At 65.2% G+C, this 22,791-nt stretch carries 28 protein-coding genes and 1 pseudogene; 13 read left to right on the forward strand and 16 right to left on the reverse strand.

The window, feature by feature from the left end; genetic code table 11:
* Positions 1 to 94: 94 nt before the first annotated feature.
* The 6 genes from ACM42_RS25615 to ACM42_RS25640 form a co-directional block, all read right to left on the reverse strand.
* Positions 95 to 877: an ABC transporter ATP-binding protein gene (locus tag ACM42_RS25615; protein ID WP_271530485.1), complete on the reverse strand. Its 783-nt coding sequence runs from the start codon at positions 875 to 877 to the stop codon at positions 95 to 97.
* Positions 865 to 1,920: a dihydrodipicolinate synthase family protein gene (locus tag ACM42_RS25620; protein ID WP_271530486.1), complete on the reverse strand. Its 1,056-nt coding sequence runs from the start codon at positions 1,918 to 1,920 to the stop codon at positions 865 to 867. Before ACM42_RS25620 ends, ACM42_RS25615 begins: the two co-directional genes overlap by 13 nt.
* 6 nt (positions 1,921 to 1,926) lie before the next feature.
* Positions 1,927 to 2,748: a GNAT family N-acetyltransferase gene (locus ACM42_RS25625; RefSeq protein ID WP_271530487.1), complete on the reverse strand. Its 822-nt coding sequence runs from the start codon at positions 2,746 to 2,748 to the stop codon at positions 1,927 to 1,929.
* Positions 2,735 to 3,772 carry an NAD-dependent epimerase/dehydratase family protein gene (locus tag ACM42_RS25630; protein ID WP_271530488.1) on the reverse strand — a complete coding sequence of 346 codons (1,038 nt, stop codon included), beginning with the start codon at positions 3,770 to 3,772 and terminating at the stop codon, positions 2,735 to 2,737. Before ACM42_RS25630 ends, ACM42_RS25625 begins: the two co-directional genes overlap by 14 nt.
* Before the next feature lie 20 nt (positions 3,773 to 3,792).
* Entirely contained in the window at positions 3,793 to 4,563 is a 771-nt protein-coding gene (locus ACM42_RS25635) for an ABC transporter permease (RefSeq protein ID WP_028180813.1), read from the reverse strand.
* Positions 4,564 to 4,647: 84 nt separating this feature from the next.
* Positions 4,648 to 5,295 carry a TetR/AcrR family transcriptional regulator gene (locus ACM42_RS25640; RefSeq protein ID WP_028180814.1) on the reverse strand — a complete coding sequence of 216 codons (648 nt, stop codon included), beginning with the start codon at positions 5,293 to 5,295 and terminating at the stop codon, positions 4,648 to 4,650.
* 100 nt (positions 5,296 to 5,395) lie between these two features.
* On the opposite strand from ACM42_RS25640, the gene ACM42_RS25645 reads away from it, so the two are divergent.
* Positions 5,396 to 6,412 carry an ABC transporter substrate-binding protein gene (locus tag ACM42_RS25645; RefSeq protein ID WP_271530489.1) on the forward strand — a complete coding sequence of 339 codons (1,017 nt, stop codon included), beginning with the start codon at positions 5,396 to 5,398 and terminating at the stop codon, positions 6,410 to 6,412.
* 23 nt (positions 6,413 to 6,435) lie between these two features.
* Here the strand turns inward: ACM42_RS25645 and panB are convergent, their stop codons facing one another.
* Entirely contained in the window at positions 6,436 to 7,257 is an 822-nt protein-coding gene (gene panB / locus ACM42_RS25650) for a 3-methyl-2-oxobutanoate hydroxymethyltransferase (RefSeq protein WP_271530490.1), read from the reverse strand.
* A 432-nt stretch (positions 7,258 to 7,689) separates the two neighbouring features.
* Here panB and minC point away from each other — a divergent pair, with 432 nt between their 5' ends.
* From minC to ACM42_RS25670, 4 genes are all read left to right on the forward strand, one after another.
* Positions 7,690 to 8,388 carry a septum site-determining protein MinC gene (minC, locus tag ACM42_RS25655; RefSeq protein WP_271530491.1) on the forward strand — a complete coding sequence of 233 codons (699 nt, stop codon included), beginning with the start codon at positions 7,690 to 7,692 and terminating at the stop codon, positions 8,386 to 8,388.
* Positions 8,389 to 8,407: 19 nt separating this feature from the next.
* Positions 8,408 to 9,223, forward strand: a complete 816-nt coding sequence (minD, locus tag ACM42_RS25660; protein ID WP_271530492.1) for a septum site-determining protein MinD — start codon at positions 8,408 to 8,410, stop codon at positions 9,221 to 9,223.
* Positions 9,220 to 9,501: a cell division topological specificity factor MinE gene (gene minE / locus ACM42_RS25665; protein WP_271530493.1), complete on the forward strand. Its 282-nt coding sequence runs from the start codon at positions 9,220 to 9,222 to the stop codon at positions 9,499 to 9,501. The genes minD and minE overlap by 4 nt, the downstream gene beginning before the upstream one ends.
* Before the next feature lie 182 nt (positions 9,502 to 9,683).
* Complete coding sequence (locus ACM42_RS25670) at positions 9,684 to 9,869, forward strand: hypothetical protein (RefSeq protein ID WP_271530494.1); 186 nt, start codon at positions 9,684 to 9,686, stop codon at positions 9,867 to 9,869.
* A gap of 21 nt (positions 9,870 to 9,890) precedes the next feature.
* Here the strand turns inward: ACM42_RS25670 and ACM42_RS25675 are convergent, their stop codons facing one another.
* Together ACM42_RS25675 and ACM42_RS25680 are read right to left on the reverse strand one after the other, a co-directional pair.
* Entirely contained in the window at positions 9,891 to 10,139 is a 249-nt protein-coding gene (locus tag ACM42_RS25675; protein WP_271530495.1) for a hypothetical protein, read from the reverse strand.
* Between the two features lie 130 nt (positions 10,140 to 10,269).
* Positions 10,270 to 10,662 (reverse strand): hypothetical protein, encoded by a 393-nt coding sequence (locus ACM42_RS25680; RefSeq protein ID WP_271530496.1) that lies wholly within the window; start codon positions 10,660 to 10,662, stop codon positions 10,270 to 10,272.
* Positions 10,663 to 10,788: 126 nt separating this feature from the next.
* On the opposite strand from ACM42_RS25680, the gene ACM42_RS25685 reads away from it, so the two are divergent.
* On the forward strand, positions 10,789 to 11,574 hold the full coding sequence (locus tag ACM42_RS25685) for an SDR family NAD(P)-dependent oxidoreductase (protein ID WP_271530497.1): 786 nt from the start codon (positions 10,789 to 10,791) through the stop codon (positions 11,572 to 11,574).
* Positions 11,575 to 11,669: 95 nt separating this feature from the next.
* Here the strand turns inward: ACM42_RS25685 and ACM42_RS25690 are convergent, their stop codons facing one another.
* Together ACM42_RS25690 and ACM42_RS25695 are read right to left on the reverse strand one after the other, a co-directional pair.
* On the reverse strand, positions 11,670 to 11,900 hold the full coding sequence (locus tag ACM42_RS25690; protein WP_035676244.1) for a DUF6894 family protein: 231 nt from the start codon (positions 11,898 to 11,900) through the stop codon (positions 11,670 to 11,672).
* 581 nt (positions 11,901 to 12,481) lie between these two features.
* Positions 12,482 to 13,558: a hypothetical protein gene (locus ACM42_RS25695; protein ID WP_271530499.1), complete on the reverse strand. Its 1,077-nt coding sequence runs from the start codon at positions 13,556 to 13,558 to the stop codon at positions 12,482 to 12,484.
* A 346-nt stretch (positions 13,559 to 13,904) separates the two neighbouring features.
* Here ACM42_RS25695 and ACM42_RS25700 point away from each other — a divergent pair, with 346 nt between their 5' ends.
* A complete protein-coding gene (locus ACM42_RS25700) occupies positions 13,905 to 14,501 on the forward strand; it encodes a L,D-transpeptidase (RefSeq protein ID WP_271530500.1) in 597 nt (198 codons plus the stop codon).
* 46 nt (positions 14,502 to 14,547) lie between these two features.
* On the opposite strand, the gene ACM42_RS25705 is transcribed toward ACM42_RS25700, so the two are convergent.
* Together ACM42_RS25705 and ACM42_RS25710 are read right to left on the reverse strand one after the other, a co-directional pair.
* The gene (locus ACM42_RS25705) at positions 14,548 to 14,979 is read right to left on the reverse strand and encodes a COG4315 family predicted lipoprotein (RefSeq protein WP_271530501.1); all 432 of its coding nucleotides are present in this window, start codon (positions 14,977 to 14,979) and stop codon (positions 14,548 to 14,550) included.
* Positions 14,980 to 15,096: 117 nt separating this feature from the next.
* Entirely contained in the window at positions 15,097 to 15,561 is a 465-nt protein-coding gene (locus ACM42_RS25710; protein WP_271530502.1) for a MarR family winged helix-turn-helix transcriptional regulator, read from the reverse strand.
* A 106-nt stretch (positions 15,562 to 15,667) separates the two neighbouring features.
* Between ACM42_RS25710 and ACM42_RS25715 the strand changes: the two genes are divergently transcribed.
* The 4 genes from ACM42_RS25715 to ACM42_RS25730 all read left to right on the forward strand — a co-directional run bounded on the left by ACM42_RS25715 (position 15,668) and on the right by ACM42_RS25730 (position 18,722).
* Positions 15,668 to 17,581 carry an FAD-binding monooxygenase gene (locus tag ACM42_RS25715; protein ID WP_271530503.1) on the forward strand — a complete coding sequence of 638 codons (1,914 nt, stop codon included), beginning with the start codon at positions 15,668 to 15,670 and terminating at the stop codon, positions 17,579 to 17,581.
* Between the two features lie 127 nt (positions 17,582 to 17,708).
* Positions 17,709 to 17,990 carry a hypothetical protein gene (locus tag ACM42_RS25720; RefSeq protein ID WP_028179792.1) on the forward strand — a complete coding sequence of 94 codons (282 nt, stop codon included), beginning with the start codon at positions 17,709 to 17,711 and terminating at the stop codon, positions 17,988 to 17,990.
* A 158-nt stretch (positions 17,991 to 18,148) separates the two neighbouring features.
* Positions 18,149 to 18,328 (forward strand): hypothetical protein, encoded by a 180-nt coding sequence (locus ACM42_RS25725; RefSeq protein WP_210343494.1) that lies wholly within the window; start codon positions 18,149 to 18,151, stop codon positions 18,326 to 18,328.
* 73 nt (positions 18,329 to 18,401) lie between these two features.
* Positions 18,402 to 18,722, forward strand: a complete 321-nt coding sequence (locus ACM42_RS25730; protein WP_271530504.1) for a hypothetical protein — start codon at positions 18,402 to 18,404, stop codon at positions 18,720 to 18,722.
* A 21-nt stretch (positions 18,723 to 18,743) separates the two neighbouring features.
* Here ACM42_RS25730 and ACM42_RS25735 read toward each other — a convergent pair whose 3' ends face one another.
* Both ACM42_RS25735 and ACM42_RS25740 read right to left on the reverse strand, forming a co-directional pair.
* Positions 18,744 to 19,088 carry a DMT family transporter gene (locus ACM42_RS25735; RefSeq protein ID WP_028179789.1) on the reverse strand — a complete coding sequence of 115 codons (345 nt, stop codon included), beginning with the start codon at positions 19,086 to 19,088 and terminating at the stop codon, positions 18,744 to 18,746.
* Between the two features lie 174 nt (positions 19,089 to 19,262).
* Positions 19,263 to 19,574, reverse strand: a pseudogene (locus ACM42_RS25740) (O-methyltransferase); the annotation flags it as partial.
* Between the two features lie 165 nt (positions 19,575 to 19,739).
* Between ACM42_RS25740 and ACM42_RS25745 the strand changes: the two are divergent.
* Both ACM42_RS25745 and pdxY read left to right on the forward strand, forming a co-directional pair.
* Positions 19,740 to 20,381, forward strand: a complete 642-nt coding sequence (locus ACM42_RS25745) for an FMN-binding negative transcriptional regulator (RefSeq protein ID WP_271530505.1) — start codon at positions 19,740 to 19,742, stop codon at positions 20,379 to 20,381.
* Positions 20,382 to 20,421: 40 nt separating this feature from the next.
* The gene (gene pdxY, locus ACM42_RS25750) at positions 20,422 to 21,240 is read left to right on the forward strand and encodes a pyridoxal kinase (RefSeq protein WP_271530506.1); all 819 of its coding nucleotides are present in this window, start codon (positions 20,422 to 20,424) and stop codon (positions 21,238 to 21,240) included.
* Between the two features lie 4 nt (positions 21,241 to 21,244).
* Here pdxY and ACM42_RS25755 read toward each other — a convergent pair whose 3' ends face one another.
* On the reverse strand, positions 21,245 to 22,558 hold the full coding sequence (locus ACM42_RS25755; protein ID WP_271530507.1) for a hypothetical protein: 1,314 nt from the start codon (positions 22,556 to 22,558) through the stop codon (positions 21,245 to 21,247).
* Positions 22,559 to 22,791: the final 233 nt, after the last annotated feature.

The raw sequence follows: 22,791 nt of genomic DNA on the forward strand, positions 1-22,791 counted from the left end.
CGAGCCCGGAATCCATTTCACCGCGTGGTTTGCTGCCCGATGGATTCCGGGTTCGCGACTTCGTCGCGCCCCGGAATGACAGCGGACCGGCTGTTTACGCCGTCCCTAACCCCAGTTTCGCATAAATCCGCCTTGCATAGGCTCCGAACGCATCGGTCGTCTTCAGCGGAAGATCGCGCGGGAAGGGCAGGTCGATCGCGAAATAGTCGGCCATCCTCGCCGGGCCCGCCGTCAGCACGGCGCAGTGCGAAGACAGGAAGACGGCTTCCTGGATCGAATGCGTGACGAAGATGATGGTCTTGCCGCTCTCGCGCCAGATCCGCAGCATCTCCAAATTCATCTGCTCGCGCGTCAGCGCGTCCAGTGCGCCGAACGGCTCGTCCATCAGGATCAATTTCGGATCGTGGATGAAGGCGCGCGCGATCGCCGTGCGCTGCTGCATGCCGCCGGAAAGCTGTTGCGGATATTTCTGCTCATAACCGGCAAGGCCGACCAGATTGAGCAGATCGCGCGCCCGCTCGCGCGCGGCCTTCATCGGCAGGCCGACGATCTCGGCGGGCAGGAGCACGTTGTCGAGGATGGTCCGCCATTTCAGCAGAAGCGCCTGCTGGAACACCATGCCGATGTCGCGGGTCGGATCGAATGGGCTCCTGGCATTGCCTATCCTCACGGTGCCGCCGTCGGCGCCATGCAGGCCCGCCAGGATCTTCATCACCGTCGTCTTGCCGCAGCCGGACGGGCCGACCAGCGAGACGAGTTCACCTTCCTGCACGTCCATGGTGACGTCGGACACCGCCAGAAACTCGGCGCCGCCGCTGCGATAGACCTTTCGGACGCCTTGCAGGCTGATGAAGGGCTCCGAGCTCATGCCAGCCATTTGTTCAAATTCGCGGCGACGAAAGCATCGTCGCTGAGGTCGGCGTGCTCGCGGCAGACGCGGTCGATCTCCTCCTTCTGGCCGGGGCTGAGCCCCTCGTTTGGATCGAGGCACCACAGACCTTTCATCAGGCCCTGGCGCCGCAAGACCTCGTGGCAGCCGGCGATGCATCCGTGGAAATTGTTGGCGACGTCGAAGAACGCGCTGTTGCAGTCGGTGACGCGGGCATCGAGCGCGAGCAGGTCGGCGGGCACGCTGTCCCTGTGCCGCGCCGCCTTGCAGCGTGCAAACTGCTGGATGGCGCTCGCGGTCCAGACCGACCAGTGGCCGAGCAGCCCGCCCTTGAAATAGGTGCGCGTGGTGACGCCCTTGTCGCGGAGATCGAACGGCAGCATCAGGTCGAGCAGGATGTGGTCGTCATTGCCGGTGTAAAGCGCGACGCGGTCGAGCGCGCCGGCGGCTGCGACGCCGCGCAGAACATCGAGGGTACGGTAGCGGTTGAACGGTGCGATCTTGATCGCAATGACGTTGTCGATCGAGGCGAAGCGCTGCCAGAACCGGCTCGACAGGACGACGCCGCCGACGGCCGGCTGAAGATAGAAGCCAACCAGCGGAATCTCGGCGGCCACGGCGGTACAATGCGCGATGATCTCGTCCTCGGAGGCGCTCTTCATCGCGGCGAGGCTGAGCAGGCCCGCATGATAGCCGATGTCGCGTGCAGTGCGGGCCTCGGTGATCGCCTGGGAGGTCGGGCCGGCAAGGCCTGCGACCATCGCGAGCGGACGCTTGGTCCAGCTTGCGGCGGTCTCGGCGGCGAGCTCGAGTACGGGACGGTAGAGGCCGACGTCCCGGATCGCGAACTGCGTGGTGTGCACACCGACGGCAAGGCCGCCCGAGCCGGCGTCGATGTAATAGCGCGTCAGCGCACGCTGATGCGTCTTGTCGAGCTGTCGCTCGGCGGTGAGCGCGAGGGGATGCGCCGGCAGCACGGTGCCGTCGGCGATCAGCTTGCGGATTTCGCTGTTGATCTGGCTGTGGTGCATGATGTCCTATCCGAATTCGGGGCCGGCGACGGCGAATGGCATTTCCTCGGCCATGGCGGTGGCGGGGCCGAGACGCATGCGCTGGAAGGGTCGTTCGATGGTCCAGCCGGACGCTGTCAATCCGTCCAGGAATGCGGCTTGCGACGCGACGGCGTCGAGCAGGAGCGGTCCGTCCTGCGACCGCGCGATCGCACTGACCAGGATCAGCGCGGCTGTGGTGTGATCGGCGAACAACGGGCCGATATGGCACGCGGCTCGGCCGTCCCGCACCAGTGCGATGGCGCCGTTCGTGGAGACGATGCGCGAGCCGGGTCGCTGTGCGAACGCCGAGAGAAGGGCGGTGCGGTCGAGGCCGGTCGCCTGCCGGTCCCGCGCGCGAAGTGTATCGAGCGTTGCGGTTGACGGAGCTTGCCCGGACGCGGACGCAGATTTCACCAGCTTCAGCCGGCGCAATTGCGAGGTCGGAGCGAAGCCGAGCGGCCCGTAAACCTTGGCGCCGTCGGGCGTCGCATCGAGCCAGCACGTCAGCCCGTTCTTGCGCGCCGCCTCGAGGCAGGCATCGACGAGTTGCGTGGCAAGACCGCGGCGGCGGTGGCTTGCCGTCACCAGCACCATGCTGATCCACGCATTGTTGCCGGAATAGGGCAGCAGGGCCGCAGTCGCGACCAGCCGTGCGCCGTCGCGGATGCCGAATACGACGCCTTCACTCAAGAAGAAGCGCCAGTCCTCGATCGTCTGGTTCCAGTGCGCTTCGGTCGAGAGCGCAAGGCCGGCGGCGGCGTCCTCGACGCCGAGCCGGACGATGCGCGGACCGTCAGTAGCGGCCATCGCGCACCTCGTATTTGGTGGGCTTGCCGAGGCTCGGCATGGCGCGAGAGACCCAATCCGCGGTCCAGGCGATCAGTTGCTCGGTGTCAACGACGGGCAGGCCGAACAGTTCGACCGCCTTCGACGTGTCGGTCAGCCAGGCCGTCGGCTCTTCCTTGCCTGTCAGCACCGGCGCGCGGCCGAACCTTGCGCCGAACTTCGCCGCGAGATCGCGCACCGCGAGGATCTCGTGGCCGCTGACGTTGATCGGCGAGGTCGGCGTCGTGCAATGCGCGAGGCAGCGCAGCGCCTGGGAGGACGCATCGCCCTGCCAGATGAAGTTGACATGGCCGAGGCTGACGTCGATCGGTGCGCCCGTCAGCACTTTCGTCGCGATATCGTGCAGCACGCCATAGCGCATGTCGATCGCGTAGTTGAGGCGGAAAAGGCGCCCCGGCGTGCCGAATTTGTGCGAGAAATATTCGAACATGCGCTCGCGGCCGACGCAGGACTGGGCGTATTCGCCGGGCGGGTTCGGCGCCATGTCCTCGCTCGAGCCTTTGCCGTCGACCGGCACGAACGGATAGATGCAGCCGGTCGAGAACGCCACGATGCGCGAGGAGGGGAAGGCCTGCGCGACCAGCGCCGGCACATGCGCGTTCATCGCCCAGGTCAGCGACAGATCGCCCTCGGCGCCGAACTTGCGGCCGGCCATGAAGACGATGTTCGGTGCCTTGGGCAGCGCTGCAATCGCCTTCTCGTCCATCAGGTCGCAGTTGATCGTTTCGATCCCGCGCGCGTGCAGCCAGTCCTTCACGCCGGCGTCGCTGAAGCGGGCGACGCCGATGACGCGGCGATCCGGCGCGGCGGCTTTCGCAAGGCCCGCCAGCGTCGGGCCCATCTTGCCGGCGACGCCGAGGATCATGATGTCGCCCTCGACCTTCTTGAGGTCGTCGATCAGCGCCTGGCTCGGCCGGCACAGGAGATCGTCGAGTGCCGCGATGTCGGGAATGGTCTTCGGCAGCGTCTGGCGGGTGAGCAGCATGGGTACTTCGTCCTTGGTCTTCAGGTCTGCCTGGCGTCGCCGACCACGAACATGCGTTCGAGGGCGAGGACCAGGCCGTAGAGAGCGACACCAAGCAGCGTCAGCAGCACGACCGCCATCACCATCGCGGGCGTGTCGAGCGAGGACTGCACCTGGATCATGAGGTAGCCGAGGCCGCGCTCGGAGGCGATGAACTCGCCGACGATGGCGCCGGCGACCGCGAGGATTGCGCCGACCTTCATCCCGGAGAAGATGTAGGGCAGCGATCCCGGCAGCTGGATCTTGCGGAACAGTGTCCAGCGCGATCCGCGCAGCGATTTGACGAGATCGAGCAGGTCCGGCTCGACTTCGCGCAGGCCGCGCGCGGTGGTGAGCAGGATCGGGAAGAAGCAGATGCTGAAGGCGATCAGGATGTTCGGCACGATGCCGTAGGAGAACCAGACGATGAAGAGCGGGCCGAGCGCGACCTTCGGAATCATGTTCAGCGTGACGAACAGCGGCAGCAGCACGAGGCTGAGCAGCGGTGCCCAGCTGAAGATCACGGCAAGCGCGACGCCGACGAATGCGCCGAGCGCGAAGCCGCCGAGGATCTCGATCGCCGTCACCAGCGTGTTGGCGCCCCAGGCATAGCCCGTGGTCCCCAACGTCTGAATTGTCGCAAGCGGGGAGGGCAGGATGAATTTCGGGACCTGGAAGGCATCGACCGCGACCTGCCACAGCACGAGCACGGCGAGGTGCACGATCAGGATGATCGCAAAGCTGCGCGAGGTGCGTGCCCCGTCTCCTGCCACCGCATGCTCCCTGTTGCCGACAGCCACCCTGCTGCGTGTCGCGAGCCTAGCCGGACTCGAGGGAAGTTTCAACCAGTTGGTTGATTAGGGCCGGAGCGACTGGAGCACGAGGTCGGCGACGTGCCGGCGGCGGGCGCGCCGCTGGGCCCGGCTCGACAGGTCCTTGCCGAAGATCGCCGACAGCGTCGGCGTGTTGGAGAAGAAGAAATAGCTGAGGCCCGCAATGGAGATGTAGAGCTGGACGGGATCGATCCCCTTGCGGAATACGCCAGATCGCACCCCCTCGTTGAGGATGTGGGAGACGCTTTTGACGAGCGGCGAGTGCATCGCCTCCAGCCGGGTCGAGCCGCGGACATGACGGGCGCCGCCGCGGTTCTCGTCGTTCAGAAGCACGATGAAATCAGGGTTTGCCGCCAGGTGATCGAACGACGCCTCGATCAGCTTGCGGATCGCCTTCTCCGGCGGCAGGCCTTCGAGATTGAGCCTGCGCTCCTGCTCGCGGATGTCCTCATAGACCCATTCGAGCACGGCGAGGTAGAGCGCGTCCTTGTCGCCGAAATAGTGGTAGACGAGCTGCTTGTTGACGCCGGCGCGCTCGGCGATCTCGTCGACACGGGCGCCCGCAAAGCCGTGCCGGGCGAATTCCTGGCGCGCCGCGGTCAGGAGCTTCCTGCGGGTGGCGACGGGGTCGCGGCGCTGCGGCACGGTGTCGCCAGATCGTTTTGCGGGCATTTCCAACCAAACAGTTGACAAGTGGAGGGCGGGCTTGTTGCATTGGTATCCTCACAAGGGGAGAGCGACAAGCCGGGTCGCGGCAACGAGGAGAGATGCGATGAAGCGTTTGCAGGCGGCGGGCTCGGCCCTGGTGTTGGCTCTGGCGCTCGGTGCGACGGCGATGCCCGCGCATGCGGGAGAGGCCGTCAATCTGATCCTGAACTGGACGCCGACGGCCGACCACTCGCCGTATTATTACGCCAAGGCGCAGGGCTGGTACGAGAAGGCGGGCATCGACCTCACCATCGAGACCGGCAAGGGCTCCGGCGTCTCCGCGGCCAAGGTCGGCTCCGGCGGCTCGCCCTTCGGCGTCGCCGATCTCGCCACCATGCTGGTGGCCAAGAGCAAGGGCGCCGACACGGTTGCGGTGATGAGCGTCTATGCCAATACAGGCCAGACTTTCTACTGGCTGAAGAGCTATGGCGTGAATGGCGTCAAGGATTTCGCCGGGCACAAGATCGGCAATCCGCCCGGCGATGCCTCGCGCGTGATGTGGCCGGCCTTCGCCAAGGCGGCGGGGCTTGCGCCCGACTCCGTCGGCTTCGTCAATGTCGGGCCGACCGCCAAGATCGCGGCACTGAAGAGCCACACGGTCGATATCATCAGCGACTTCTACAACGAGCACGATCTGAAGGTAATCGAGTTCGGCGGCGATCTCGGCTACGTCAACTGGAAGGACATCGGGCTCAACCCTTACGGCAATTCCCTGATAGTCAACGGCGCTTACTTGCAGAAGAACCCGAAGGTCGTCGAAGACTTCGTGCGCGTCACGCAGAAAGCCTTCGCGGCATGCGTCGCCGACGTGGCTCCGTGCCTGAACGCGCTGCTCGAGCAGGTCTCGGGGCTCGACCGGGCCAACCAGGAGCGCCAGTGGGAGCGCATCAAGTTCCTGATGACGGACGAGTTCACGACCACCAAGGGTCTCGGCTGGATCGACGGCGAGCGGATGAAGAAGGACTACGACCTCGTCCACACTTATCTCGGCATGGAGAAGCCGTTTGACGTGACGACGGCGTTCACAACGAAGATGCTGGATCCGAACATCAAGATGGATGCGAGCAAGGTGAAGAAGTGAGCGGCGCTTGACTGCTAGCTGCGTCAGCCCTTCTTCATGTCGTAGACGTGTTCCGGCCCGGGAAAGGCACGCGACCGCACGTCGGCGGCATACCGTTCGACCGCCGCTTCGATGGCCGGACCGAGATCGCCGTAGCGCCGAACGAATTTAGGGGTTCGTGGCGAGAGCCCAAGCATGTCCTCGAGCACGAGCACTTGGCCGTCGCAGGCCGCGCTCGCGCCGATCCCGATGGTGGGGATCGCGATCGTTTCCGTGATCTTGCGCGCCAACGGCTCGGCCACGGCTTCAACGACGACTGAGAACGCACCGGCATCGGCGACCGCCTTCGCATCGTCCTCGATCGGCCCCCAGTCGATCTCGTTGCGCCCCTGGGCGCGAAACGAACCGAGCGTGTTGATGGATTGCGGCGTAAGGCCGATATGACCCATCACCGGGATGCCACGCCCGGACAGGAATGCAATCGTCTCCGCCATGCGCACGCCGCCTTCAAGCTTCACCGCGCCGCATTGCGTTTCCTTCATGATCCGTACCGCGGAGTTGAACGCTTGCTCTCTGGAAGCTTCATACGATCCGAACGGCATATCGACCACGACCAGCGCCCGCCTGGATCCCCGCATCACCGCAGCGCCCTGAAGGATCATCATGTCGAGCGTGACCGGCACCGTCGTCTCGAAGCCGTGCATGACGTTGCCAAGGGAATCGCCGACCAGAATGACGTCGCAATGCTGATCCACCAGCGCCGCCGTGTGCGCATGATAGGAGGTCAGCATGACGACCGGCTCGCCTTGCTTGCGGGCGCGGATGTCCGGGGCTGTCTTGCGTCTGATGGAAGACTGAATTGACATGATCGGCTCCGTCTGCGGGACGCGCATCGAAACCAGATGGCACGACCGTGTCAATCCGGGTGAGGGGTCCTGCAATCACATGGATGGCGCGACATGCGAGGGCAGCGGGCGTGCGCCGTCTCCACGGCCGCTTCCGCGTGACTGCTGCACTCATAGTTCAAGCGAGCACGCCTGACTTTCGTCTTCGTGGCCCAGCGTAGCGGTCCTGACGGTGCGCTGCGGAGCCGGGGCCCGGGCCCATGTTGGCGGTGAGCGTGACCGGCTTGGGCGCGCCATGCGCAGCAGAGTTGTGCGTCGCAGCGCGTGTCCGGACACGACAACGACGGTCCAACCAGTTCAGGTCCCCACGCAACCCCACGGAGACATTAACCGACCGTTAACCATATCCGCCGCATCGTTAACCATTCAATAACAGGGAACGAGTCGGCCGCTATGCAGGCTGCAGCAAAAGTCCAACGTCAAATGGTGCGCCTGCGCGGGCGCTCCTATGTGGCCTTCGTGTTCACGCCGACGGTTCCGATCCAGGACTGGCTGCAGGAGATCGATGCCACCATCGCGCGTTCGCCGGGCTTCTTCGCCGGCCGGCCCGTGGTGATCGACCTGTCCTCGGTCGATCTCAGCCAGTCCGGCATCGGCCATCTGCTCACCAGCCTTCAGGACCGCAACATCCGCGTGCTCGGCATCGAGGGCGTGGAGGAGGGCCGGCTGACCTCCGGGATGCCGCCGCTCTTGTCGGGCGGGCGCAGCTGCGTGGTCGAGCCGAGCGCGCCGAAGAAGGCCGACGTGAAAGTGGAGACCAAGCCGACATCGTTGCTCCTCGAAAACCCCGTGCGCTCGGGCCAGACCGTGATCTTCCCGGAAGGCGACGTCACCATTCTCGGCTCGGTCGGGTCCGGCGCCGAGGTCGTTGCCGGCGGCTCCATCCACGTCTACGGCGCGCTGCGCGGCCGCGCCATGGCGGGCGTGAACGGTCACACCAGCGCGCGCATCTATTGTCAGAAGATCGAAGCCGAACTGCTTGCAATCGATGGGTTCTACCAGACCGCCGACGACATCGACGAGGCCTTGCGCGGGCGGCCCGCCCAGGCCTTCCTGCAAGGCAACACCATGCGAATTACTGCGCTGAACTGACCAGAAGGAGATAATTGAGATGGCCAAAGTACTGGTCGTGACATCAGGCAAGGGCGGGGTCGGCAAGACCACGACGACCGCCGCGCTGGGAGCGGCGCTCGCGCAACGCGGCGACAAGGTCGTCGTCGTCGATTTCGACGTCGGCCTGCGCAACCTCGACCTCGTGATGGGCGCCGAACGCCGCGTGGTGTTCGATCTCATCAACGTGGTGCAGGGCGTCGCGAAGCTGCCGCAGGCGTTGATCCGCGACAAGCGGCTGGAGAATCTCTGGCTGCTGCCGGCCTCGCAAACCCGCGACAAGGACGCGTTGACGGAAGAGGGCGTCGGCAAGGTCATCGCCGATCTGCGCAGTCGTTTCGACTGGGTGATCTGCGACAGCCCGGCCGGCATCGAGCGCGGCGCCTCCATGGCGATGCGCTTTGCCGACGAGGCCGTGATCGTCACCAATCCGGAGGTCTCCTCGGTGCGCGACTCCGACCGCATCATCGGCATGCTCGATTCCAAGACCGTGCGGGCCGAGAAGGGCGAGCGCGTCGAGAAGCACATCCTCATCACCCGCTACGATCCCTCCCGCGCCGCGCGCGGCGAGATGCTGACCATCGACGACATCCTCGAGATCCTGGCAACGCCGTTGCTCGGCATCATCCCGGAGAGCCAGGACGTGCTGCGCGCCTCCAACGTCGGCTCGCCCGTGACGCTGTCGAATGCGGACGGCGCGCCGGCACGGGCCTATATCGACGCGGCGCGGCGGCTGTGCGGCGAGACGGTCGCCATGCAGGTGCCGGCCGAGCGCAAGGGCTTCATGGATCGCCTGCTGCGACGGAGGGCTGCATGAGCATGGGTTTGCTTCGGCTTCTCCGCGGCAACAAGGCCACTGCACCGGTCGCGCGCGAACGGTTGCAGATCCTGCTTGCCCATGAACGCGGAATGCGCGGCCAGCCCGATCTGCTCGGCGTGCTGCGTGAGGAAATTCTGGCCGTCGTGTCCAGGCATGTGACGCTGGACCCGACCAAGGTCATCGTCCGGCTCGATCGCGGCGACGAGGTTTCGACCCTGGAGGTCGATATCGAGGTGCCCAACGATTTCGAGCGCAAGAAGGTGGCGGTCGCGTAAGGTTCCGCGGCCGAGGACTCCCGGTTTTGGGTGGGTGAGAAGGCGGTCCGCCGGGCATGGCGGGCCGCCTTTGTCTTGCTTACATCGACGGGACGGAACGAGCTCGGGGCCTCGATCGTTGTGAGACACCCGCGGTGGCAGTTGCGTGCTGCACCGCAGTCCCCTCGAGCGAGAGACCGCCCATGATGTCCGAGGTCCAGGTTCATACCGTTGCCCGGCAGATGTTCGAACAGCACGGTCTTGCTGCAATCGCGAAGGCCGCCGAGCAGGCCCAGGCCTGCGAGGGCCGCGGTGAGACCGAAGAGGCCAGGGAGTGGCGTCACATCGTGGACGCCATGAAGATCATGCGCGGCCCGCATCAGAGCTGACATTCGTAAGCGCGAGCGTCTTCAACGCTCCCCGCGATCGCTGCCTTGCGGCGACGTGCGGTTCTGTGTCTGTGGCTGCCCGCGCTCGCGTGTCTCCTTGCAGGGGAGTGGCTCCCACGAGCCGTCCGGCGCCTGCTGATAGGCACTGCATGAGGACGAGGTGGATTTTTCCTCGCCTTTCTGGGCGTCGGAATTCCTCGCCTGTACGGGCGCAACCAGCACCGTGGCGGCCGCAATCGCGCCGGCGAAAACGAAATGGATACTCCGCATGAGGACCTCCTGTTCGAATTCGAAGAGGTCGCATGCTTTCGAGGATTGTGACGATTTTGGGCCGGAGCAGTGGTTCCGTCGCGGAGTGCTTAATGCGGCGAGTGCTTAATGCGGCGAAAGCCCCGGCTCGCTAGCCGCCCTTGCCGCGGATCAGGCCGGCGAGGTTGGTCTTCTGGGCTTCGCACCAGCCGGGCATGCCGAGCCGGCGCTGGTCCATGTCGGTGGCCTGGGTCGCGACCGCGACCTCGGCCATCAAATCATCGTCCTGCTTCTCGCCCAGCTTGCCGCCGGTGTGCATCCAGGCAATCGCCTTGCGCACCTTCTCGGTGGTGCCGTCGGGCAGGTGCATCTGCTGCGCCTTCTGCACCAGGTCCTGATAGACGAGGTCCGTGTTGGGGCACTCGACCTTGGCTGCGAAGGCCTGCAAGACCATGGTCACATAGATCGACCGCGGCGGCGCGTCGGCGGCCTGGGCCGGTGCAGCCAGCAGTAACAGGCCCGTCATCAGAAAACCGGTGCGCATCCCTGGAACCTCCTCCGTTTTTTGAGAGGCTAGCGTCCGTCGCGCCGCTCCGCAATGGTGCGCGGCGCAATTGTCGTCGGTCCAGGCGGTGGGCTAACCTGCCGCTCCCCAGCCTCGGAGCACGACATGAGCCTGTTCAGCACGCCGTTCGATCCAGCACGCGACACCGCGCTCGTCACCGGCGCGGGCAATGGCATCGGCCGCGCGATCGCGCAGGCCCTGGTCGGCGAGGGCGTCCGCACCATGTTCGCGGATGTGAGCGCGGAGCGGGTGCACGCCGCGATCGGCGCCAGCGAGCAGCCCGCTCTGGCCGTGCCCTGGGTCGGCGATCTCGCCAGGCTCGAGGCCTGCGACGAACTGCTGGCTGCCGCACATGCGGCGCTGGGCGAGGTCACCCATTTCGTCCACAGCGCCTCGCCGCCGCGGCGGGAGGCCGATCATGCCCTCGGGGTCGATCGCAGGACCTGGCAGGAGATGCATGCCGTCAATCTCGACGCGGGCTTTCACCTGGGGCGTGAGCTCGCAAAACGGCTGATCGCGGCGAAACGACCGGGCTCGTTCTTGTTTCTGACCTCGCTGCATGCCGGCACCCCGCGCAACCTGCCGCATTATTCGACGGCGAAGGCGGGGCTGGCGATGCTGGTGAAGGAGTTGGCCAAGACGTTTGGCCGCCACGATATCCGCGTCAACGCACTGGTGCCCGGCGCGATCGCGGCCGGTGGTTTCGTTGCGGATCCCGCGCTGGCGCGGCACATTCCGCTCGGGCGTCTCGGCGAGGCCAAGGACCTCGTGCCGATGGCGCTCACGGTGCTGTCGAACAAGCTTTCCGCTTACGTCACCGGCGCGGCCTTCGTCGTTGACGGCGGATTGTCGCTGACGAACTGGTTCGAGCCGCCGACGCTTGAAGAGTAAAGATCGTTCCGATTTCGTCGGAACCAACTTTGACGTCTTGGTTTGACGCGTTTCTCAACGCGAACCGGCATCCACTTCGCTTGAAGACGCTGTGCTTAGCGCTGCCAGGCCGGCACCGGATCGAGCGGCGTGCGATAGAGCTCGTTGTGATCGCGATCGGTGACGCGCACCGCGCAACCCTTGTGCTGCAGCTCTGGCTTCACCTGCGACAGCTCGCATGCCAGCTGATCGGCGCGATCGGAGGCAACCTCGATGTCTTCGAGGATGATTCCCCCCTGGTTCTTGAACTCTTCACCAACCACAAGATCGAAAGAGTAGTAGGGCATCTGAGTTTCCCCGTGTGACGATCTGAGCTTCAGTGCAAGTCTCAACACATCCCGGATGATACCACTGAGTCGATAGCTGCCGAATGAACAGGCCGCGCAATCTCTGAGCTTATGGCGCAGAAATGATGTGCAGCATGTGAGTGCGTTAACATTTTATTAAATATGGCTGCGCGACCATGAGGCATGGAATTGCAGCAGAACCGGGCTCCGGGAACCGGCAGCTGCACGAGAAGGCCGGCGGCATAGATCCCGACGGCCTTTTCTCTTGTACGGAAGACGAGCGAGGCATCGCTTCCCGTAGTCGCCCGGACTCAACGGATCACATCGACTCGGACAACGTGCGCGAGATCGCGACGTCGTGCTGTCGCCTGGCATTGCCTAAAGCGCGATGCGATTAGGATGAATCGTCATCGCGCTTTAGGTTGTTGTTTAAACATGATCTTTTCGGAAAACCGCTGCGCACTTTTCCGGATCATGCTTTAGAGCGCGATGAAATCAGGACCAATCGTCATCGCGCTTCAGGTTGTTGTCTTGAGCATGGTCTTTTCGGAGATCCGCTGCACGCTCTTCCGGATCATGCTCTAACGCAGCGGCATTGGCGGACGCACGATAGGTCCATCGTCATCGGCAACGGCTTGCGTCGTCGTGGCCGGCGCAGCTGGCGGCGGGACCGCGGCGGCCTGCGATGGCGGCGGCGGAGGTGCGAGCGGCGCGGGCGAAGAGGCCGGCATGGAGTTCCGTGCCACGGCCGGCTTGGGCTTGCGAACCGGAGGCGCGGCAGGCTGCGGCGGGAGCGCAGCGGCGCGTGCGCGCGGATCGACCGGTGGCTTCGCTTCGGCTGCCGGCTTCGGTGCAGGCGGCTTCGCGATCTCACGCGCCATCTGCTCCTGCCCGGCCTTCAGCTCGGCGATGCTGGCCTTGAGCTGCTCGATCTGCTGCGCCATCGCGGCGAGATCGCGCGTCATCGATTGCACCGACTGCGTTGTGTCGACGGGCAGTGTCGCGGCAGGCGCGACCGCGGCAACTTGAGCGGCGGGCGGCGGCGCAGATTGGTTGGCTGATTGATCCGCCGTGGCTTCCACTGCGGCCGGTGGGGCCTGCGCGGCGGCGACCGGCGCGGTCTGCGACGTCGCAGGTAGCATCGAGGTCGTGGGCAGCAACGAAGCCAGTGCCGGCGTCCATTCGGCCAGCATTTGCGTTGCCGTTTCGCCGTGCTTCTCCCAGGCGATGCTGGCGGCCACGCTGGCGCCGGCAAACAGGAACGCGACGGACGCACCGCGCAGCCACCTGCCGACCGAGGATCGCTTCTGCCTGGCAGGACCGTCGCTGGAGGTGACGCGGACAGCCGTGTCGACCAACGGTGCCGCGGCGGGCTTTCCGTAAACGACGTTGATGGTGGGCTCGGGCGCACGCGCCGGCTCCGGAGTGAACTTAGGCTCCGAAGTGAGCTTGGGCTCCGGAGTGAGCTTGGGCTCCGGGGTAAACTTGGGTTCCGGACGCGGCGCGATCTCCGGCGCCAGCGCAGGAGACGCGCTTGTAGACCGCGAGGCCGGCACGATCTCGGGAGAGATCTGAACCGCGTCGTGGGGGTCGTTGTCCTTGACCGTGTCCTTCACGATCTCATCGACGATTTGCTTGGCATTCAGCGTCGCGAGCATCGCAACTCCTTTGAAGCCTAGTGTTTGAAGCCTAGGTCGTCCGCATTGGCGCGGCGCCGATCGGTTGAGGTGAGCCCATCCCGAGCCCCGTGGCTCACGAGTCCAGCCGGGTTTGACCAAAGCAAGGCGAGGGGATGGAGATGATGCGACGGTCCTCCGCCGTTTGTGGTGATGGAACCCGGTTGATCGAACACGCGCACGTGTTCCTCTCCCGCCTTGTTTTCAGCACGATTTTGGCGATATGTGGCGGTGCTGGGGGTGCTGCTATCCGCTATCGGGGGGGCCGGCGGTGCCAAGATCTCTACTCGTTTTGTTCGTCGCAGCCTTGTTGCCGCTGGGCGGCTGTATGCAGACGACACTCTCGCCATCGACGGATGCGAGCATGACGCCGCGCGACCGTCAGTTGCTCGCGCATACGCCTTACGCTCAGGCGAAGGTGCCTGAGCAATATCTCCGCCATATCGTGGACTACCACCGCAAGGAACAGCCGGGCACGATCCTGGTCGATACCGATGCGCGCTATCTCTATTACGTCCTCCCCGAGGGCAAGGCGATCCGTTACGGCGTTGCGGTCGGCGAGGAAGCCATGGCGTTCTCCGGCGTCGCGCGGGTCGGCCGCCTGGCGGAATGGCCGGACTGGGTTCCGACGGCGGACATCCAGGCGCGGCTCGGCCCGTATCCGGCGCGCGTTCGAGGCGGTCCCGCCAATCCGCTCGGTGCGCGGGGCATCTATCTGTATGTCGGCAACAAGGACACGCTCTACCGCATCCACGGCACCAACCAGCCCGAATATATCGGCCAGGCGATCTCGTCCGGCTGCATCCGGATGCGCAATGAGGACGTCATCGATCTCTACGACCGGGTAAAGCTCAATTCGACGGTCGTGGTGCTGCCGCCAGGGCAGAACGCGCAGGCCGAGACGGGCACGCGCTGGCGCGGTTGAGGGCCGCGCCGTCGGCTGGCTTGATTTCCGCCAGCCGTTACTTGGCTTAGTTCTCAGGCCGCGCAACACGCCATTGCAGCGTCGTGGCAATGCCGTTGGCGTCGCCCGGCGCCTTGTCGGCGGGTGAGGTGTAGAGCGGACGGTAGCGGTACGCCCACATCTTGCTGCCGTCGTCGCGGCTGATCACGGTGAAGTCGCCGACGGCCTTGGCGTCGGCCGTCGCCGCCAGCGGAACCCAGCTCTCGGTGCACTTGCCGTTGCAGTTCGAGGTCTTTCCGGTGGTGTCGCGCTCGTAATAGTAGAGCGTCATGCCCTTGAGGTCGACGAGCTTGGCGCCCTGCTTGGTTAGGATGACCTTCGCCGGCGCGACCGCCGGCTCGACCTTCGGCGGAGGAGGGTCGCCGCCGCCATGACCGCCGGCGACCGCCTGACCGCCCGAGAGCGCGATGGCTGCAACCACGATGAGCAACCTGAACATCCGAAACACCGCCCTGCAAAGTTAATCGCGCGTTAAGCGCCCAATGCGGCCGAGGTTAGCAGGCGAAGGTTAGTTCCTGGTTTCATGCGCTGCGACAAATTCAGGCATGACTTGGGATTAGACTTGCGCGTCGCGTAGCGGGGCCCGGCTGAGCTCATTGCCGGCGGCAATGGCCTTGCGCAGCAGTCGCATCAGCTCCTCGCTCTCCTTCGCGCTGAGGCCACGCAGCATGATGCGCTGCGCGGATTCGACGGCCGGCGTGATCTTGCGCAGCGTGCGCCGGCCTTCATCGGTGATCTGGAGCTCTCGCGCGCGGCGGTCGCGGCTGGAGGGGTGGCGCTCCGCGAGGCCCTTCTGGACGAGGCGATCGATCACGCCGGTGATGGTGGTGCGGTCGTAGGCGATCAATCCGGCGAGCGTCACCTGATCGAGTCCCGGATTGGCCTTGATGGTCGCGAGCGCGGCGTATTGCACCGGCGTGAGATCGAATCCGGCGTCTCCGACCTCGGCCAGGAACACCGCCACCGCGATCTGCTGGAAGCGGCGCGCCAGATGCCCTGGCATGTCGTTATTGTCTTTCACCGACGTCTCCGTGGAGGGCAGGGAGGTTTTGAGGACCGTTGACAAGTATACTGATCGTCAGCATACTGAGCAATATCCAAACAGAAATTTGACGGGAGAGGTGCTCATGCAATTCCATCTGAATGGATTTCAGCCGGGCGACCCCGAGATTGCCGATCCCGCCGAGCGCGTTCAGGCATCGGGCGCAACGGGCGCCGTGCCTGACGAGGTCGATGTTCTCATCGTCGGCTGCGGACCTGCCGGCCTGACGCTGGCCGCCCAGCTTGCGCAGTTTCCTGACATCAAGACCTGCATCGTCGAGCAGAAGCCGGGCCGGCTGCTGGTCGGCCAGGCCGACGGCATCGCCTGCCGCTCCATGGAGATGTTCCACGCCTATGGCTTCAGCGAGCGGGTGCTGAAGGAGGCCTACTGGGTCAACGAAACGACGTTCTGGAAGCCGGATGAGCGGATGCCGGAGAAGATCGCCCGCAGCGGCCGGGTTCAGGACGTCGAGGACGGGCTGTCGGAATTCCCGCACGTCATCCTCAACCAGGCGCGCATCCATGACTGTTTCCTCGACGTCATGCGCAGATCGCCAACGAAGCTCGAGCCGTATTACAGCCGACGCGTGCTTGATCTCCATGTCGATCCTGTCGCCGATCATGCCGTGAGCGTGCGCCTCGAACGCGTCGATGCCGCGCACGAGGGCAAGGTCGAGACGATCAAGGCGCGCTACGTCGTCGGCTGCGACGGCGCACGCAGCACGGTGCGCAAATCGATCGGGCGCGAGCTGCATGGCGATTCCGCCAACCACGCCTGGGGCGTGATGGACGTGTTGGCGGTGACGGATTTCCCGGACATCCGATTCAAGTCGCTGATCCAGTCGGCCAGGGACGGCAGCCTGCTGATCATTCCGCGTGAAGGCGGCTACATGGTCCGCATCTATGTCGAGCTCGCAAAACTCGATGTCGGCGAGCGCGTTGCGAGCCGCAACATCACCGCCGACGACGTGATCGCCAAGGCGCAGCGGATCCTGAAGCCGCATACACTGGACGTGAAGGAGATCGCCTGGTGGTCGGTCTACGAGATCGGCCAGCGCCTCACCGACAAGTTCGACGACGTGCCGGAGGCCGAGACCGATACGCGCCTGCCGCGCATCTTCATCGCCGGCGATGCCTGCCATACGCACAGCCCGAAGGCGGGGCAGGGCATGAACGTCTCGATGCAGGATGCCTTCAATCTCGGCTGGAAGCTCGCCGGTGTCCTCCGGAGCCGGTGCGCCCCAAGCCTGCTGCATTCCTATTCGGCGGAGCGCCAGGCGGTCGCGAAAGAGCTGATCGATTTCGACCGCGAATGGGCGGGGATTCTCGCCTCGGCCGCCAAGGCCGGCGGCGCCGATGCCGCCAAAACGCAGGACTATTTCGTCAGGCACGGGCGCTATACCGCGGGCACGGCAACGCATTACAGGCCATCGGTGCTCACCGGCGTGGCTTCGCATCAGCACCTCGCGCAGGGCCTCGTCATCGGCAAGCGCTTCCATTCCGCGCCGGTGATCCGGCTGGCGGACGCCAAGCCGGTCCATCTCGGCCACGCCGCGCAGGCCGACGGCCGTTTCCGCATCTACGCGTTTTCGCCTGCGGAGGATCCTGTGGCTGCCGGCTCGGCCATTCGCGCGCTGTGCGGCTTCCTCACCGAAGCTCGGGAATCACCATTGCGGCGATACACGCCTGTTGGCGCCGACGTCGACAGCGTGATCGACCTGCGTGCCGTCTTCCAGCAGGATCATCGTCAGCTTGCCGTCGCGGCGATGCCGTCGCTGCTGCTCCCGCGCAAGGGCCGCTATGGTCTGATCGACTACGAAAAGATGTTCTGCCCGGACCTCAAGGGCGGCCACGACGTTTTCGCAATGCGAGGGATCGATCGAAAGAGCGGCTGCATGGTCGTGGTGCGGCCCGACCAGTATGTCGCGAATGTGCTGCCGCTCGACGATTATGCCGGGCTTGCATCGTACTTCGACCGCTTCATGCTGAAGGTGATCTGACGCCCGGTGTCGAGTTCCCTGCACGTACAATTTAAGAAAGTTCTTCGCGGGCAGATTTCATCGATCGTAACATGTGTATCCAAAGATGCAGTCATCCACTCGGGGCAGCGGGGCACGGGAGGATGAAATGAGTCAGAGTCAGGCGGAGACGCGCCGTCAGCAGAATGTCGCTAAGCGGTCGATGACCAAGGAGGCCCAGCAGTTGGCCGGGTTGATTGCCGGACTGCGCAAGTCCCTCGAAGCGATCCACAAGGAACGGACGAGCACAAAGCTCAGCGGCGCCGAAATGGGTTTGCTCGACGAGCGTCGCAACAATCTGTTGCTCACCATTGCAGCCCTCGATGACCGCCTCTCGGCGGTGCAGGGCCTGATCAATCTCGGCCGCCCCCACGTTATCCGCGTGCATTAGCGCCGATCCGGCGCAGCAGGATTGGCTCCGTTGCCGATGGCGCGGGGCGTGCCCATACCGCCTGCGGATGGCACCAAATTGCCACGCTCCCGGCGAATTGCCGCCAAAACCCGCTGTCACGAGAAGGCTGGGGGCAGGGCGACGCTAGGGGATGCGAATTGGCCTACAAAATGGTCGCAGAACGCGACAACGAGAAGTACAGCTTCGCCCGCGAGAGCCGGTTGGTCATCGTGGCGAAGGCAAAGGTGTGGGCGAGCGAGGGATGGCGGGTCGTCATCACCGACCAGGACGGCAAGGCCTACGCGCCGCCTGAATTCGATCAGCAGTCGGCGGCGTGATCGCGAGACGGGGCGAGGGGACGACAGTTTGACGTCGTTGTTTCGACCTTGGCGCGGCCTGACTGTGCCTCTGATGACTGTCGCAGCCGCCATCGTGCTGACGGTGACGGATGCTGCCGCGCAAAATCTCGACGCCGGCAAATCGCCCGCGAAGCTCTTTGCTGACGGCTGCGCGACTTGCCATCGCAGTCCGCGCGGTCTCGCCAAGGGCCGCTTCAGCCTGACGCTGTCCTGGTTCCTGAAGGACCACTACGCAACCAGCGCCGACTCGGCCAGGGCACTCGCCGCCTACCTCGTGTCGGTCGATGAATCGCCGCCCCGGGGTGCGGCCAAGCCTGACGCAAAGCCGCCTCGATCCGCGCCGCGTCAGCCCAAGCCGGTGCAGAGCCAGTAGGCGCGCCCCATCGGGCCGGCATCAACGCACCGTGGTCTCCGAAAACAGGTTGATGACCACGACCCCGGACACGATCAGCGCGATGCCGACGAAGGCTGCGGCGTCCAGGATCTGGCGGAACAGCACGAAGGAGACGGTGGCGGTCAGGATGATGCCGACTCCGCCCCAGATCGCATAGGCGATGCTCAACGGGATGACCCGGATCGCCACCGACAGCGCGTAGAACGAGGCGACGTAGAACAGCACCATCGCCAGCGTCGGCCAGGGACGGGTGAACTGCGCGGACTGCTGCAGGAACGCCGACGCGGTGACCTCGAACACGATGGCGAGGGCAAGAGCCGTATAGGCGTTGAAGACGGAGCTCATGCGGAGACTAGGCCGACGATGGCTGACATATGACGGCGCATACCACGCGGGGGTGACGTGCCTGCGACAGCCTGGAGCGCGGCGCAAAGGCTCTGTCGGTCGGCCCGGATGACCAAGCCGCCGCGCGATGAATCGCGCAGCGGCTCCGTGACACAGCGACGGTCGAACGTGGCTTCAATCGATCCGCACCGAAAGCTCGATGTCGTCGGCGAAGGCCGTGGACATATAGCCGCTTCCGGGCTTGCGCATGCGGGAGAGATAGTCCGGGCTGTCGTCGGCGTTGTCGGCGACGATGATCGCGCCCGGCTTGAGACGGTCTTCGAGCAGATCGAGGATATCCTGGTAGAGCGCCTTGGCACCGTCGAGCAGCACGAGATCGATCGTTTCGGGCAGATCGGACTTCAGCGTCGTCAACGCATCGCCTTCGCGAATGTCGACGAGATCGATCATGCCGCCGGCCGAAAGGTTGTCCCGGGCTCGCGCCGCCTATGCCGACGCCATGGCCGACATGTTCTGCGCCTATCTTGCGAGGTTGTCGCGGCGCTGAGGGATTGCTGGCATCAGCGTTCGAAGGTTGATTGTTATTCAGATTTCGGGGGATTATGGGTTAACCTCGCCGCGTTCGTCATCCATTCATCGAGCACCCGCGCCATGCACGTTCTCCGCGCCCAGTTCCGCATCGAGACGCAGCGCGCGCTGGAATTTGCCGCATCTCGCGGCTTCGGCGCGATCGTGGCGGCGGACGAGCGCGGGCCGCGGGCCTCGCACGTGCCATTCGTGCTGACCGAGCGCGGCGGGCACACTGTCGTGCAGATTCACTTCACCGCCAAAAATCCGCTTGTGGCGCTGGCCGATGGCAGCAGACGATTTCTGCTGATCGTTACCGGCGACGATGCCTATGTCTCCAACGACTGGTATGCCTCACGCGACAACGTCTCGACCTGGCTTTACGAAGCGGTGCACCTGTCGGGCGTGGCCCATCTGCGCGGGCTCGACGAGAACCGCGGACACGGCGATGCACTGCTCGCAGTCTCCGAGGCGCGCTTACCGAAAGAACCCTGGGACCTCGCGCAGATGGAGCCGGGCAAGCGCGAGAGCATGCTGGCTGCGGTCCGCGTCGTCGATCTCGTGGTGGATGAGGTCGAAGGGCAGGCCAAGCTCAACCAGCACAAGAGCGATGCTGACCATGTCGCGGTTGCCGATCGATTGGCGCGGTCGGAGGAGTCGGGTCACCGGCGGCTGGCGCGCAAGATGCAGGCGCTGCGGCAGGGGCTTGGATACGAGATGCCGTAACGCTTGCCCAACGCAACGTTTGACCTTACGGACCTTCCTCATGCTCGTCATCTCCATTCAGAGCCAGGTGGTCCATGGCCATGTCGGCAACAGCGCGGCTGCCTACGCCGTGCAGGCGGAGGGCGTGAACGTTGCGGCGGTGCCGACGACGCTGCTGTCAAACCATCCGCGCTACCCCAGCCTGCGCGGGCGGGTGCTGGAGAGCGACCTCGTCGCCGATCTCCTGAAGGGCGTCGAGGAGCGCGGCCTGGTCGACGAGGCTGCGGTGCTCGTCACCGGCTATTTGGGCTCGCCGGGCAATGCTGCCGTGATCGCCGATTTCGTCGAGCGGGCGCTCACGCGGAATGCGAAGCTCGTCTATCTCTGCGATCCCGTGATCGGCGATGACGGCCGCGTCTATGTCGCGGACGGCATTTTGGATGTGGTTCGGCACCGGCTGCTGCCGGCGGCGAACCTCACGACGCCGAATCAGTTCGAGCTCGAGCTGCTCTCCGGTCTCACCATTGCCGATGCCCAGGGCCTCCGCGCGGCGTGCTCCGCGCTGGCAGCGGCGGGCCGCGTCGACGTGGTCGCCACCGGTTGCATGCTCGCTGACACGGCGGCGGGGCAGGTGGAGACGATCCTGTGCGCCGACGGGCGATTGTCGCGCTTTGCGACGCCGCGCTTGCCGATCCGCCCCTACGGCACCGGCGACCTCCTCACCGGTCTGATCGCGGCGCATCTGGCCAAGGGCGAAGCGATGGAGTCGGCGGTACGGCTTGCGGTCGACACGATCTTTGCGGTGCTGGTGCGCACGCAGGACGCCGGCTCCGCCGAGATACGGCTCGTGCCGTTGCCGACGCGCGGGCCCGACGCCTGACGGTTCAGGTCGCGCGCTTGACGGCCGATTGCGCCGACTTCTGCTGCTTGGCCGGGCTCTTCTGCTCGCGTGCGGCGTGCGCCTTGGGCGGCTTGGCGCTGGCGACCGCCCGCGTCTTCTTCTGCCTGACGTTCGCGGCTTCCTTGCTGTCGGTCGTAACGCCGCGGCGCGAGATGTATTCCTTCCCGTCGATCGGGCCGACATGCGGCGGATCGCGGCCGAGATAGGGGCGGCCGATGCCGTACGCCTTGCCGTTGGCATCGACCCACTTCCACAGGATCTCGGTCGAGACCCAGCGCTGCGCGCGGTTGTTGCCCTGGGTGCTGACGATGTCGGCGGCCATGCCGTGGCCGTAGCCGCCCCGTGTGCTTCCGCCGTGATAGGACCGGTCGGAGGCGGCCTTGAGGCCGCTCGCGATCGACTGGCGATAGTCGTCGCGGAATGCGCTGGTGATTCCCGGCGACAGGCCGGCGGCTTCGGCTGCGAGCAGCGTGCGGAACAGCTTTTTCTTGAAACTCTTGTCCATGCCGCCGATGACGTAGTCCAACATCGACATGCCGGCGCGCTCGGCCGCCTTCGGATCCTTCCAGCCGAAGTCCTGATCGACCAGCTTCGTGAAGCTCCGCATCACCGTGACCGTCTTGCCCTTGCGCTTGACGGTGACGGCGCGCCGCTCCTGAACCTTGATCGTGTCCTCCTTGGCGGTGCGCTGATAGAGCGCCCAGAGGTAGCGGTCGATGCAGGCCTCGATGACGAAGCATTCGTCGAGCACGGCGACGGTGTCGGCCGGCGGAGATGGCTTGGCCGCAGGCGTGGCGGGGCCGCTTGCGATCGCCGCAGGTGACAGCGCGTCCGTCGTCACGATCTCGGTGGGATCGGCGGATGCGAGCTTGACGGGCTCTGGGTCTGGCGCGGGAGTAGGGTCAGCCTCGCTGACGATAGCTTCCGGTTCAGGCGCAATCTGCGGTGCGGGCGCCGCCTCCGTCGGCAGGATCAGCGCCGGGTCGGCTGAAGCGAGCTTGACGATTGAGGCATGCTCCTCCGGCGTGTCCTGCGACGTCGCCATCGAGGCAGGCGCCGCAGCGACGGCGGCGGCGATGTCGGCGGTCAAGGCGATGCCGTCCTCGATCGTTGCAGCGCGCGGCACGTCGGCGAGCTCAAGGCGACTGACATCCTTGACGCGCGAGACGGCAGCCACATTGGCGCCGCTGTTCTCGATGAGGGCAGGCGCATGGGCGGAGAAAGACAACACCAGCCAGCCGGCGAGAACGGCCGAGGGGCACGACACCGCCACCAGAAGAGACCGCCGATCGTTCATGATCCCTGCCTCCAAACGGTTCTGTCCGAACCATCTTGTCCGAACAGTCATGATGCAAACGGTTGACGAAACAGTCTTGCACGGAAAGGCACGCAGTTCGTCGATTGTTCGGGGGATGGTGTGGCGGCGCAATGGCGCAATCGGCGGCTGCGGGCTTTTCGCGGCGGGTGTTGCCGAGCTGCAACGCGAGGGTTCCACGCGGTGCCTTGCCCGAGGCCGTGCCGCAACTTTGC

Source organism: Bradyrhizobium sp. CCBAU 25338, assembly GCF_028128965.1.
Classification (GTDB): domain Bacteria; phylum Pseudomonadota; class Alphaproteobacteria; order Rhizobiales; family Xanthobacteraceae; genus Bradyrhizobium; species Bradyrhizobium liaoningense.